Origin of the sequence: Devosia sp. SD17-2 (genome assembly GCF_029201565.1) — a bacterium.
Classification (GTDB): domain Bacteria; phylum Pseudomonadota; class Alphaproteobacteria; order Rhizobiales; family Devosiaceae; genus Devosia.
Window position 1 is genome coordinate 1,266,948 of sequence record NZ_CP104002.1, and the last position, 11,959, is coordinate 1,278,906.

Here is an 11,959-nt window from a genome sequence, read left to right on the forward strand (position 1 = left end):
GGGAGGAAACGCAACCGTGTACCCGCGCCGATCTCTTGGACGATCCGGCGCAATCAGGCTTCGGCGGTGCAAACCGATGCCTGGTTCGAGAGTGCGGAGAGCGCACTTGGGAATGCAGGGGAAGGCCGAAACCCACCTTGCAGCGCTACTCTCCGCAAGGCACGTAACCTGTGGACGCAGGAGTTACATGCCAACCGCATCCAGGCGCTGCGTTTGCGCCCAGAAACCGATGATGCCTGCCACCTCGCGCTTGTAAGCCTCGAGTTCCGGCTGGCGGAAGAAGACGGCGTCGACGCCGGCTTCGTAATATTCTTCCCGACCCCGATGGTCGGTGGGCGGGACCATGACAGCCAGTTGCACGCCATTTTCGCGCAACCACTGTCCGCGGCGCTCTACGAAATCGAGCACCGCACGGCTATGAGACTTAAGGTCCACAACCAAAAGCTCGGGCCGGATTTCACCCGGCAGCTCGAACGAGCGCCTCAGGGCCATCAGACCTTCATATTCGGCACCCAGATGCGTGGCAGCCGGACCGCCGCATTTTGCCAGCATGTCCAACAGGAACCTGGCCGAGTGCAGATCATCGTCAATCACATGGATGACGGGCAAAATGTCCAAACCGAGCAAAAGCGTACCTCTATCCCGTGCCGCACGGGATTATCTGGGAACAAATGACAGGTCAGCTTGGCTTTAGCCGCCGGTCGAAACTCTATGATTGGTCTAATACGTCCGAATGTCGGCAATGCCGGACGGACAAATCACCGGGTCGTCGCCGGAGACGCCTTCCCTATGACCGCAGAAATGCTCACGAAAAAGGCAACTGCCGGTTAAATCGGTGTTACCGGCCTTGCGTTTTACATGTTAACGGCCATTATTGCGCGATGTTGAAAGGGGCGCCATTGACCGAGATTTCTCCCACACGGGACGAGATCAAGCTCGCACTGGAGCGGGTGTTGGCGTGGCCCGAGGTGGCGCGTTCGCCGCAACTCAGACGGTTCCTCGACTACATTGTTCAGCGCAGCCTCGAGGGGCAGGGTCAGTCGATCAAGGCCTATTCCATTGCCGTTGACGTGTTTGGCCGTCCAGCAGACTTCGATCCGCAGGCGGATCCGATCGTGCGGGTGCAGGCCCGACGGCTCCGTGGACTGCTGGAACAATATTATAGCGGGCCGGGGGCCGATGATCCCTTAAGGATCGATTTGCCGGTGGGGCGCTATGTGCCCGAATTCATCGTCCCGTCGCCGCCGGGTGAAACGGAAAGTGCCGTGGCATCGGCGCCCGCACCTTATGTGGCCGAGTCCCCGTCGCGTGGGCAGGTCACGGTCTCCTGGTTCGTGCTTCTGGTGATCGCGCTCGGCGCGGCTGCGCTGGCATTTTCGCTCTCCACCTGGGGACCACGACAGGAAGCACTGATGCAGGCGCCGGGCGTGCTGCAGCGACCGCGCCTGACAGTTGTGGAATTCCAGAATGCCACGGGCGATGACGCAAAGCTGATCGCCACGTCTGGTCTGGCCATGGAAGTCGTCACCGATCTCGAGGCTTTCGAGACGGTCAATGTCCGATTTGCCGCCTCGCTGGAGGATCAGGCGGCTGCCCCCGGCGAGAGCGATTTTATTCTCACCGGCATGGTGCGGCGCGGACCTGTCGGGACGGAGGCGCTCGAATATAGTTTCAGCCTGACTGACAGGCCGAGCGAGGGCGTGGTGTGGACCCGCTCGATCAAGGTCGATGAGCCGCCGACCGGCCAGATGCTGGCGCTAGACAAGGTGTCGCTTGATCTGACAGCGGCACTGGGCAGCATGCGCGGGCCAGTCCATGGGCGGGCGCGCGAATTGCTGGCGCAATATTCCATCGACGGGCAGGAAAATGCCTATCTCTGTCGGATGCTGTTCGACATCTATCGGGACACCAGCGCTTTTTCGGCGGCCGAGCGGGCACGATCCTGCTTCGGCATGCTGATCGAACGCGACAGGCGCTCCGGCCCGGTGCTGGCGGCCATGGCCAGCCTGACAGCGGAGCTGACGCGGACCTCTCCATCCCCGGTCCGTGCCGAGGAGCTGCAGGAGGCCGGCGATCTGATCACGGCTGCGCTTGAGATCGCGCCCACCAATGGTTTCGTCTGGGAGCAGCGGGCGCGGCTTCATGAATGGCTGGGCGAGCATGAGGCGGCGCGCTCCGCTTATGGATCGGCGCTGCAGCTCAATCCGGCCAGCATGGACGCGCTGGCTGCGCGGGCGAGGCATCTGGCGCTGATTGGCCAGCTAGCGGAGGCCATCCCCATGGCAAAGCGCGCTATCGAGGGAGCACCATCGCCGTCCCGCTGGTATATGGCTGTGCCGGCTCTTGAGGCGCTGAGCCAGGGCGATTATCGGCAGGCGCTGCAATATGCCGAGATCTATTCGCAGTCCGACCGCGAACTTGGGCCGATCCTCGCCATTCTGGCAGCGCAGGGCCTTGCGGACGATGAGGTGGTCAATCTCTATCTGCCGCGGGTGCTGGAAGTGCCCAGTTTCCGCGCCAACGGGGTGCTGCCGCGCCTGCGCGTGCGCATCGCTGACAGTGGCTTTATCGAGCGGATCCGCAAGGCGCTCGGCGCGGCGGGTGTCCCGGAAGGCGCGCTGACACGGCCGTTCTAAATTAGTGCGTGGTTGACTGGCTGAAGAGATTGATCACCAGCACGCCGGCGAGGATCAGTCCGATGCCGATGAGGGCGGGGAGGTCGAGCGTCTGGCCATAGGCGAAATAGGCGATGATCGAAACGAGGATAATGCCGACGCCGGACCAGATGGCGTAGCCGACGCCGACCGGAATGGTCTGCAGGGCCAGAGAGAAAAAGTAGAAGGTGATGGCGTAGCCGACCACCACGACAATGGTCGGCCCCAGCTGGGTGAAGCCCATGGAGGCGCGCAGGAATGAGGTGGCGATGACCTCGCCGACAATCGCGATGGCGAGGTAGATGGCGCCATTCATGATTGTTTCTCGGCGAAGAGGGTGCGGCTGAGTTCGATGAAGCGGGTGCCGCGTTCCTCAAAATTCCTGAACTGATTATAGGACGGCGCGCCGGGCGAGAGGATGATGGTGTCGAACCGCTCGGCCTCGCCAGCAAGCCAGACCATGCCGGCTTCGAGATCGGCAGCTTCGAAAATGGCGATGGACGGGGAGGCGTCGCGGGCCGCGCAGGCGAGACGCTCGCCAGTGACCGGCAGGGTCACGAGCGTGGTGACGCCATGGCGCGGCAGGAGGGTCGCCAGCTCGGCATAATCCTGTTCCCGCTCGTGTCCGCCGCCGATAAGCGCAATGCGACGGCCCGGATAGGCGGCGAGGGCAGCCTTGGTGGCCTCGGGCGTCGTCGAGATGGAATCGTCGACAACGATGACGCGGCCCAAAACGTGCTCTTCCAGACGATGGGGAAGAGGGCGGAAGGCGGCGATGCCCTGCAGGACGCCATCCATCGTGCCGCCGACGGCGAGGGTGATTTCGGCAGCGAGACGGGCGTTGTCGAGGTTGTGCGCGCCCCGCAGGCGGGAATTTGCAGCGGCGCTCTCGATGGCGATTTCCTGCTCGGGCGTGAGCGGGGTAACGAGGCGGCGATGGTCGCGGACGGCCTGGGCGACGCGAGCATTGCCGCGCGCGGCAGCGCCGAGAGCCACGGCGAGATTGCCGTCGCGATCGACCAGGTGGAGCTTGTCGGCGTAATAGCGATCGACCGAACCGTGCCAATCGACATGTTCGGGATAAAGATTGGTGATGGCCGCCAGATCGGGCAGGAAGTCCATGTCCGCGGTCTGGTAGCTCGAGAGTTCGAGCACCACCAGCGCGTGCTTGTCGGCGATATCGAGGGGCGCGAGGCCGACATTGCCTGCGAGGCCCACGTCTATGCCCGAACGGTCGAGCATGAGATGGGTCAGCGTGGCCGTGGTGGATTTCCCCTTGGTGCCGGTGATGGCGACCACGGTGCGATCCTCGCCATAGGTCCGGCCCCAGAGATTGAGGTTGGACGTCACCGGGATGGCGGCAGCCGCAGCCTCGGCAAAAATGGGCTTGTAGCGCGAGACGCCGGGGCTTTTCACGATCAGCGCGATTTTTCGCTGAGCGAAGGCGGCGGGCAGGTCGGCAGGCGCCATGAACTCGGTGTCCGGGATGTCGGCCGTGCCGCTGTCGGCGGTGACGTAGACCTTCAGGCCCGGCGCCCGCTCGGCAAAAAATCGCCGCGTCGACACGGCTTCGCGGCCCGCACCGTAGAGCAGGACCGGCCCATCAAACTGCATAGGCGGCGACCTTTGCGGCGAGAGCGGGGGGGATATGGTGGTCGTGGCTGTCGGTCAGGCATTCGGCCATGGCGAGCTGCAGCTTCTCCTCGCCATATTGGGCGAAGAGGTCAGCCTTGATGGCTTTGACCACGGCGGTCTCGTGCCAGTCGGCATGGCGCGTGAGCGTATAAAAGCAGGCGGCGGCTTCAAGAATTTCGCCGACGCATTCCCATGGCTTCTGGCCGGCAAGACCGGCGAGTTCGCGGAAGGAGCGCTCGTTTTCGTCGATGTCGAGCAGATCCTTGCCGAAGATCGACAGCAGTCGGTCCTTGGCCATGAAGGGGGCAAAGATCAGGAAGACGAAATGGCATTTTGGGCATTCGCCGCACCAGAGCGGACCGTCATTGCCATTTAGGCGGAAATTGCGGTTGCAGCTCGAAAACACGCGATCGAACTTGCCGCCCTGGGTAAAGAGCGAGGCGATGCGCGCCTCCGAATAGGGGCGGAGCAGCGAGAAATATTTGAGCGCGCCACCCGTCGCATCGGAGAGGATGCCGGCAATGAGCAGCTCGAAGCCGAGCGACTTGGAATGCTGGTGATTGGTCTCGCGACCGTCGAACACCACATTGCCCTCGCTGGCCGAGCGCTCGTTGGAGAGCACGATCTGGTCATAGCCAAAGAGCACGGCGCAAAGGGAGGCGATCATCGAATTGATGGCGGTCGAGGGAACGTGGCCATTGTAATAGCCCGGTTCCTTGCCGAGCCTGATCATCTCGGCGTCGAGCGTCCGCGTCACATAGAGCGGCGCCTTGCCGATGGCGTCGATGGAGGTGACGATGGGACCCTTGGGATTGACGGCGAAGGGTGTGAAATCGGCGCCGACATGGCTGAGGAGATCGACGCTGACGAGAGAGTCCTTGCCGCCGCCGATGGGTAGCAGCGTGCGAGCCGGCAGGTCGAGCGTCGGGCGGCGCTGTTCGGGATCGGTGGGCGTTTCGAGCGTCAGGCGTCCAAAGCGGGCGAGATTGTTGCGGGCATAGAACTCGCCGAGGCCGTTCTCATAGATGTCGATGACGAAAGCACGTTCGGCTTCGCTCAGCGCGATTTCCGGGGCCTCGATGTGGAAAGGCGCGCGCAGCTTGAAATAGCTGACGCCCAGCACAAATGCGGTGAGTTCGAGCAGTTTGGCGAAGGCCGGCGACGCTGCTGCGGCCCTGTCCGTCACCTTCGGCAGGGTGAGCACTTCGGTGAAGCTGAGGTCGCCCAGCGCATAGGGAAAGCGCGCCTCGCCAGTGGCGGGGTCGAAGGCAGGGCGGAGGATGCGGAAGGTCTCGGTCACGGGCAACTCGCTGGCTTTGCACCATCATATAGGTGATTTGCCTTTGCGGCGGGAGTGGGGGCGTCAATTGCGCCCCCACAGCTTTGCCATTGGGGCCGGTGGTCGCCCATGCTGTTGGCTGTCTGACTTTGCCGCCGTAAGCTCACGTCGGTGAATTCAGCGTGGACCCGATGATGTTCCCTGATCCTGGCTTAGAGGTGCGTGCGGGCGTGATCGCCGATTTTGCGGTGCTGGTCGATCTCCAGCGGCGCGCATCCCTCGCCGGCTATCCGGAGCCAGTGCGCAGCATTCTGGAGGCCCATCCGGAGTTTATCGAGCGCAGTTTCCGCCCCGAGTGGTTCAGCGGCGATCAGGTGAGAGTGGCCGTAGATGGCCGGAATGACAGCGTCGGATTTGCGGTGCTCGCGCGCTCCGGGGAGGAGGCTGAGCTGCTTGCGCTGTTCGTCGACCCAGGCCACTGGAGACGCGGCGTTGGGAAGGCCCTTATCGACGCTGCGATAGTTCTGGCGTCGGAATGGGGCGGGGCCGAGATTTTCGTTCTGGCCAACCCGCTGGCGCTGGGCTTTTACACGTCAGTCGGGTTTGTCCATGACCGGTATGTGGACATGCCCAATGCGGCCGTCGTGCCCCGGATGATCCTGAAAGTGCCGCAGGCGCGGCAGCTATCGACTGATCCCGACCCTCAATAAATCCGCATCTGCATGCGCATGACGATGTCCTGGCCGAGGCGCTGGAAGCCGAATTCGCGCATGGTGCAGTGCCAGCCATCGCCTTCGCGCTCAATGCGGAAGAGATTGTAGCGGGCGGGATCGTCGATCGTGCCGCCCTGGGCGGCGCTGGCGGCAGCAACCCCGATCACCGGCACTTCATGCTTGAGGCCCGGGATATGGTGGATCGAGGAGCGGTGCGTGTGCCCGTGAAGGACAAGTTCGGCGCCTTCCTTGGCGATCACCTGGCGGAAGAGCTTGTGGCCCTTGAGCCCGAATGAGGGGTGCTGCAGTTCGGCATTGGGCGGATGATGGATCAGCACGACGCGGAAATAGCCGGCGTCACCGAGGAGTTTGAGCATGCGCTCCAACCGGGCTGCCTGCTTTTCCTCAAAACGCCCGATGGCGAAGAAGGGTGGCGTCGGCACGGCGCTGGAGCAGGAGACGATGGCAACATCGCCGACGCGGCGCACGAAGGGGAAGGCGGCCCCTTCCAGCGTCTCGCCCTTGAGATAGGGGCCCCAGTTCTCGCGCGCCAGATCCAGCGCGCCGGGCACATAGGCGTCGTGGTTGCCCGGACAGACGGCAATTTTGTCGCTGTCGCCCAGATTGCGCAGCCAGTCGCCGGCGCGTTCGACCTCGGCGGGCAGGGCGAGATTGGTGAGATCGCCGGTAACCGCCGTGAAGTCGGCGTTCTGGCCCTGCATGTGGGTGACAAGTCGCGTCAGGGTCTCGCTGTTGAGTTCCCCGTGTCGCTTGAGCTTCCAGTTGAGGAAACCGGTCAGGCGCTTGCCGACCAGATTGCTGACGGAAACTGCCGGCATGGGCGACAGGTGCAGGTCGGAGATATGGGCTAGCGTGATCATCGGTAGGGGTTGTGCCAGAAGGGCCGGCACATGGAAACGCTCAATTGCAGATGGCCCCTTCTTTTCGGGCGAATGAGTGGTGATGTCAGGAGAAAACGCGTCGGTGCTCCATCGGCTCCGCCGTGTTTGCGGCAAAAACAGCTATCGACTTTTCGGCTGGAGCGTTTACCCGTGGGGCAATTCCAGGAGTGCTGCCCATGATGAATCGGTTTCAGCGCGTGCGCGCCAAGGTCTTCCTCAATATTGTGGGCCTGATGCGACGCATGACGATCGGCACGCGGGTGATGCTTGTTGATGGCAACAAGGTTTTTCTGATCCGGCACACCTATGTGCCGGGCTGGCAGTTTCCCGGTGGCGGCATCGAGCCGGGCGAAACGGCGGAAGTATCCGGCGCCCGCGAAGTGCTGGAGGAAACCGGCTATCGGGTGACCGGGCCGATGGAGCTCTTCGGCATCTATCATAACATCAGCTCGGTCACGAACCGCGACCATGTGCTGTTCTATGTGGCGCGCAGCCACAAATTCGAGTTCGAGCGCAAGAAGGACCACGAGATCGCCGAACACGGCTGGTTCGACATCACCAAGCTGCCCGAAGGGGTGACCCCGGCGACCTCGCAGCGCATCGACGAAGTTTTCGATGGCGCACCGCGGCGGGATGTCTGGGGGTATTGAGGGAGTAGACCCCACCCGGCCTCCCCCTCGGAGGGGGAGGGGAAGGTTGGGGCTCCCCAAAGGTCGGGTAAGAATCGATCGGTCCCTCCCCCTTCTTCAGGGGGAGGTCAGGAGGAGGTAAGCGGCCTCAGTCCAGGAACGGCAAATCCGGGCCGATGGGGACGATCCGGGTCGGGTTGATGGTGAGGTGGCTCCAGTAATAATGCGTCTTGATGTGGTCGAGATCGACCGTTTCCTTGACGCCGGGCACCTCGTAAAGCGCCTTCAGATAATGCGAGAGATTGGGGTAGTCGGCGATGCGCTTGCGGTTGCACTTGAAGTGACCGACATAGACGGCGTCGAACCGCACCAGAGTGGTGAACAGCCGCCAGTCGGCCTCGGTGATGGTGTCGCCGGTGAGATAGGCGCTTTCGCCCAAAATCCCTTCGACCCAGTCGAGCGCATCAAAAAGCTTTGACACCGCCTCTTCATAGGCATCCTGGGTGGTGGCGAAGCCGGCCTTGTAGACGCCATTGTTGATGTCGTCGTAGACGCGGGTGTTGATCGCGTCGATCTGTGCGCGCAGCTCCTCGGGGTAATAATCATCGGTGTTGCCGGTCAGCTCGTTGAAGGCCGAGTTGAACATGCGGATGATTTCCGAGCTCTCGTTGGAGACGATGGTGTTCGTCTTCTTGTCCCAGAGCACGGGCACGGTGACGCGGCCGGTGTAGTCCGGCTGGGCCTCGGTGTAGATCTGCCAGAGATAATCCTTGGAAAAGAGCGCGTCGCCGGTCGAGCCTTCGGCCTTGTCAAAGCTCCAGCCGGTCTCGTCGGGCATTTTGGGCGAGACTACGGAAACCGAGATCAGGCTGTCGAGGTTCTTGAGCCTGCGCAGGATCAGCGTGCGGTGCGCCCAGGGACAGGCGAGGGAAACATAAAGGTGATAGCGGCCGGCCTCGGCGGCATATCCGCCTTCGCCGGTCGGGCCGGGGCTGCCGTCAGCGGTGACCCAATTGCGGAAACCCGCGTTGGACCGGACGAATTTCCCGCCGCTTTTCTTGGTGTCGTACCACTGGTCCGACCACTTTCCGTCGATCAATTGTCCCATCTTGGGTCCCTTTCGGTCATCTTGCTGTCGGCATTGTCCGATCACACTATCGAACCAACGCGCGAGCTTGTGTGTTGGTCTCTACCTAGGCGGAATGGCCGCCAGTGAGAAGGGCGCGCAATGGCAACAATCCGTTGTGCAATTGCGACACAGCGCAGCCCCGACGAGGATTTTGCGGCATGACCCACATATTCCCATTTACGCGCACCCACGCTGGTGCTAATGCGGATTCAGACGTGGAGGCGTCCAGGATGGTGAAGGTTTTGCTGAGGACCCGACGACCCTAGCGGTCGTTAAATGCGACCCCGTGACGGCGGTCGTCCAGCACCCTTGCGCACCATCTTTCGGAACTTTGCTCCATGACCACTTCTGCTGCGGCCGCGCCCGTCGCTACCCTTGTTTCTGGCCAGCCCACTGTTCGTCCCGCGACCCCACAAGATGACGCGTTCATCGAGGACCTGCAGGCTATTGCCTTCGGTCCGGGCCGGTTTGCGCGCACGGCCTTTCGCATCCGCGAGCGGTTCCCGATCGACCCGACACTGAGCCTCGTTTCCGAGGTTGAGGGCGTTGCGTCCGGTTCGGTGTGGATGACCCCGATCAGCGTTGGCGGCATGAAGGGGTATCTCCTCGGCCCGCTGGCCACTCACCCCAATTTCCGCAAGCGCGGCGCCGGAAAGCTCCTCGCGCTGGAAGTGACGCGTCGGGCGCTGGAGCGCGGCGAAGGGAAGTTCGTGCTGCTGGTCGGCGATCAGGACTATTATTGCCCGCTCGGGTGGGAGATCACCACGCCGGGCGCTATCGAATTCCCCGGTCCGGTCGATACCAGCCGTGTGCTGCTCTATTCCCACGACAAGAGCCTCGCCAAGACGCTCTCGGGCTCGATCGCGGCCTTCGAGGACGGCAAGTAAGTCGACTTCGGCGGCGAAAAGGGATGTCAATGACACGGCGCTGGCTTAAGCTGGTGCCGCCAATGTCTAATTTGCCGAACGCGTCCCATTGACCTCTGATTCCCAGATCATCGACCGCCTTGTTGCGCGCCTTCTGCCCACGGCGCCTGCCGCGCCTCCGGCTGACCGGCTGGTGCCAGACTGGGCGCCCCCAACACCGTTCGAGCGTCCGCCCGTGCCGGCCGCCGTGCTGATCGGGCTGGTGAAGCGGCCAGAGGGGCACACCGTGCTCTATACCGAGCGCTCACCCGACCTGCGGGCGCATTCGGGCCAGGTGGCCTTTCCCGGCGGCAAGATCGATGCGCTGGACGAGGGGGTGGCGGCAGCGGCCCTGCGCGAGGCCAATGAGGAAGTCGGCATGGTGCCCGCGGAGGCGCGGATCCTGGGCTTTATGCCGACCTATTATACCGGCACGAATTATCTGATCACCCCGGTGGTCGCCGAGGTTACTCCTTCAGGGCCGTTCGTGCCCAATCCGGGGGAGGTGCACTCCGTGTTCGAAGTGCCACTGCAGCGCATTCTCGATGCGGATGCCTATGTGCGGTTTCGCGTCAAACGGGGCGGCGAGGAACTGACCAGCTGGCAGATCGACCATGATGGCCACAAGATCTGGGGCATTACCGCCAATCTGACGCGGCAGTTCCGAGAGCTGGCGCTGAACGAGGCTTATTCGGCATGATCCCCAAGACCCTTGATAATGCGCCCTGGCTCAAGCAGCCCGAGGTGCAGGCGATCTTTGCCCTGCTCGATGGCGCGAGCGGCGTGACGCGGGCGGTCGGCGGGATCGTCCGGGATACGCTGATGGGGCGGCTGCGGCCTGACACCGATATCGACATGGCGACCGAACTCTTGCCGGTGACGGTGATGCAGCGCGCCAAGATGGCGGGGATCGCTGTGTATCCGACGGGGATCGACCACGGCACCGTGACGCTGCGGCTCAACGATGTGTCGGTGGAAGTGACGACCCTGCGAAAAGATGTGGCGACCGATGGCCGGCATGCCGAGGTCGCCTTCGGCACCGACTGGGCGGTGGATGCCTCGCGGCGGGATTTTACCTTCAACGCGCTCTATTGCGGGCCGGACGGCACGCTGTTCGATCCGCTGGATGGGGCCGGGGATGCGGTCAATTCGCGGGTGCGCTTTATCGGCGACCCTGAGCGGCGCATCGCCGAGGACGGATTGCGCGTCTATCGGTTCTTCCGCTTTTCAGCCAGCCATAGCGAGGAAAAGCTCGATCCGGCGGGGCTGGCAGCGTGTCAGGCGGCCGTGGGCCAGCTCGACCATATCTCCGCCGAGCGGGTGGGGCAGGAAATGGTGCGCATGCTGGGCCTGCCGCGCATTGCGCTCACCGTGGCGGTAATGGCCGAAATCGGTCTCCTTGGAGCGGAGCGCGACGCGATCAAGGCGCTGCTGCGCTATGAAATGCTGGGTGGCCGTTACACGTCGACGCGGCTGGCACTGATCGGCGGTAATGACGTGCAGGCGCTGCAGGAGCGGTGGCGGCTGTCCAATGCGCTGGTGGACAGTGCCAAGTCGATCGGCGATGCAGCCGCCCTCATCGAAGAGGACAAGCTGGCCTGGGCGGTGCACCGGCACAGGGAAAACGCGGTGGAGGGGTTGGCGTTGGCCGCGGCGCGCGGCAATTGGAGCCGGGATCGACTGGCCGAAACCGCACGCGAAATTGCACGGCTACCGGAAGCTGTGTTCCCGGTAACGGGCAAGGACCTACTCGACTACGGCTACAGGGCCGGGCCAGAGTTGGGAGCGGCACTGACCCGGCTCGAGGCGCTGTGGGTCGAGAGTGGATTTACCCTCAGCCAGGCGCAACTTCTGGGCCATCTGGCCCACTGAGCTTGAACCGTTAGTGCGTAGTGGGCGCGTCGGGGTCAAAATCGACGATGCGTTCCTTGATGCGCTCGATCATGTCGGGACGCACCTCCGTTTCCCCATGGTAGGCCCTGAGGTTTTCGACGGCGCGGCGCACAACTTCGGCTTCGCTGTCAGCCTCTGCGCGCCATGTAGACCCTGGGATCAGCGTGCCGGAATCGAAGCGTTTCATGCCTTGTCTCCTTCTGCCTGCAAGAGGTGTAAG

General features: G+C 63.1%; 13 protein-coding genes. 6 read left to right on the forward strand and 7 right to left on the reverse strand.

Going from position 1 to position 11,959, the window contains the following annotated elements; genetic code table 11:
* Window positions 1-183: 183 nt before the first annotated feature.
* The gene (locus tag NYQ88_RS06175) at window positions 184-627 is read right to left on the reverse strand and encodes a hypothetical protein (RefSeq protein ID WP_275654080.1); all 444 of its coding nucleotides are present in this window, start codon (window positions 625-627) and stop codon (window positions 184-186) included.
* A 272-nt stretch (window positions 628-899) separates the two neighbouring features.
* Here NYQ88_RS06175 and NYQ88_RS06180 point away from each other — a divergent pair, with 272 nt between their 5' ends.
* Window positions 900-2,636: a tetratricopeptide repeat protein gene (locus NYQ88_RS06180; RefSeq protein ID WP_275654081.1), complete on the forward strand. Its 1,737-nt coding sequence runs from the start codon at window positions 900-902 to the stop codon at window positions 2,634-2,636.
* A 1-nt stretch (window position 2,637) separates the two neighbouring features.
* On the opposite strand, the gene NYQ88_RS06185 is transcribed toward NYQ88_RS06180, so the two are convergent.
* The 3 genes from NYQ88_RS06185 to NYQ88_RS06195 are packed head-to-tail and all read right to left on the reverse strand — an operon-like array spanning window position 2,638 to window position 5,589.
* Window positions 2,638-2,970: an SMR family transporter gene (locus NYQ88_RS06185; RefSeq protein ID WP_275654082.1), complete on the reverse strand. Its 333-nt coding sequence runs from the start codon at window positions 2,968-2,970 to the stop codon at window positions 2,638-2,640.
* The gene (gene murD / locus NYQ88_RS06190) at window positions 2,967-4,268 is read right to left on the reverse strand and encodes a UDP-N-acetylmuramoyl-L-alanine--D-glutamate ligase (protein WP_275654083.1); all 1,302 of its coding nucleotides are present in this window, start codon (window positions 4,266-4,268) and stop codon (window positions 2,967-2,969) included. Before murD ends, NYQ88_RS06185 begins: the two co-directional genes overlap by 4 nt.
* On the reverse strand, window positions 4,258-5,589 hold the full coding sequence (locus NYQ88_RS06195; RefSeq protein WP_275654084.1) for a hypothetical protein: 1,332 nt from the start codon (window positions 5,587-5,589) through the stop codon (window positions 4,258-4,260). Before NYQ88_RS06195 ends, murD begins: the two co-directional genes overlap by 11 nt.
* 209 nt (window positions 5,590-5,798) lie before the next feature.
* Here NYQ88_RS06195 and NYQ88_RS06200 point away from each other — a divergent pair, with 209 nt between their 5' ends.
* The gene (locus tag NYQ88_RS06200; protein WP_275654085.1) at window positions 5,799-6,278 is read left to right on the forward strand and encodes a GNAT family N-acetyltransferase; all 480 of its coding nucleotides are present in this window, start codon (window positions 5,799-5,801) and stop codon (window positions 6,276-6,278) included.
* On the opposite strand, the gene NYQ88_RS06205 is transcribed toward NYQ88_RS06200, so the two are convergent.
* Window positions 6,272-7,162, reverse strand: a complete 891-nt coding sequence (locus NYQ88_RS06205) for a metallophosphoesterase (protein ID WP_275654086.1) — start codon at window positions 7,160-7,162, stop codon at window positions 6,272-6,274. The genes NYQ88_RS06200 and NYQ88_RS06205 overlap by 7 nt on opposite strands.
* Before the next feature lie 197 nt (window positions 7,163-7,359).
* Between NYQ88_RS06205 and NYQ88_RS06210 the strand changes: the two genes are divergently transcribed.
* On the forward strand, window positions 7,360-7,833 hold the full coding sequence (locus tag NYQ88_RS06210) for an NUDIX domain-containing protein (RefSeq protein ID WP_275654087.1): 474 nt from the start codon (window positions 7,360-7,362) through the stop codon (window positions 7,831-7,833).
* 127 nt (window positions 7,834-7,960) lie between these two features.
* On the opposite strand, the gene NYQ88_RS06215 is transcribed toward NYQ88_RS06210, so the two are convergent.
* Entirely contained in the window at window positions 7,961-8,920 is a 960-nt protein-coding gene (locus NYQ88_RS06215) for a glutathione S-transferase family protein (RefSeq protein WP_275654088.1), read from the reverse strand.
* Between the two features lie 359 nt (window positions 8,921-9,279).
* Between NYQ88_RS06215 and NYQ88_RS06220 the strand changes: the two genes are divergently transcribed.
* The 3 genes from NYQ88_RS06220 (at window position 9,280) to NYQ88_RS06230 (ending at window position 11,718) form a co-directional block, all read left to right on the forward strand.
* Window positions 9,280-9,828, forward strand: coding sequence for an N-acetyltransferase (locus tag NYQ88_RS06220; RefSeq protein WP_275654089.1), 549 nt, complete (start codon window positions 9,280-9,282; stop codon window positions 9,826-9,828).
* 88 nt (window positions 9,829-9,916) lie between these two features.
* On the forward strand, window positions 9,917-10,546 hold the full coding sequence (locus NYQ88_RS06225) for a CoA pyrophosphatase (protein ID WP_275654090.1): 630 nt from the start codon (window positions 9,917-9,919) through the stop codon (window positions 10,544-10,546).
* A complete protein-coding gene (locus tag NYQ88_RS06230; protein ID WP_275654091.1) occupies window positions 10,543-11,718 on the forward strand; it encodes a CCA tRNA nucleotidyltransferase in 1,176 nt (391 codons plus the stop codon). Before NYQ88_RS06225 ends, NYQ88_RS06230 begins: the two co-directional genes overlap by 4 nt.
* A 10-nt stretch (window positions 11,719-11,728) precedes the next feature.
* Here NYQ88_RS06230 and NYQ88_RS06235 read toward each other — a convergent pair whose 3' ends face one another.
* Complete coding sequence (locus NYQ88_RS06235) at window positions 11,729-11,926, reverse strand: DUF1059 domain-containing protein (protein WP_275654092.1); 198 nt, start codon at window positions 11,924-11,926, stop codon at window positions 11,729-11,731.
* Between the last annotated feature and the right edge of the window lie 33 nt (window positions 11,927-11,959).

Bases quoted from the DNA above. Each gene is read 5' to 3' on its own strand.
- NYQ88_RS06230 (WP_275654091.1), top strand. From the start codon at position 10,543: ATGATCCCCAAGACCCTTGATAATGCGCCCTGGCTCAAGCAGCCCGAG.
- NYQ88_RS06185 (WP_275654082.1), bottom strand. From the start codon at position 2,970: ATGAATGGCGCCATCTACCTCGCCATCGCGATTGTCGGCGAGGTCATC.
- NYQ88_RS06235 (WP_275654092.1), bottom strand. From the start codon at position 11,926: ATGAAACGCTTCGATTCCGGCACGCTGATCCCAGGGTCTACATGGCGC.
- murD (WP_275654083.1), bottom strand. From the start codon at position 4,268: ATGCAGTTTGATGGGCCGGTCCTGCTCTACGGTGCGGGCCGCGAAGCC.
- NYQ88_RS06210 (WP_275654087.1), top strand. From the start codon at position 7,360: ATGATGAATCGGTTTCAGCGCGTGCGCGCCAAGGTCTTCCTCAATATT.
- NYQ88_RS06215 (WP_275654088.1), bottom strand. From the start codon at position 8,920: ATGGGACAATTGATCGACGGAAAGTGGTCGGACCAGTGGTACGACACC.
- NYQ88_RS06205 (WP_275654086.1), bottom strand. From the start codon at position 7,162: ATGATCACGCTAGCCCATATCTCCGACCTGCACCTGTCGCCCATGCCG.
- NYQ88_RS06220 (WP_275654089.1), top strand. From the start codon at position 9,280: ATGACCACTTCTGCTGCGGCCGCGCCCGTCGCTACCCTTGTTTCTGGC.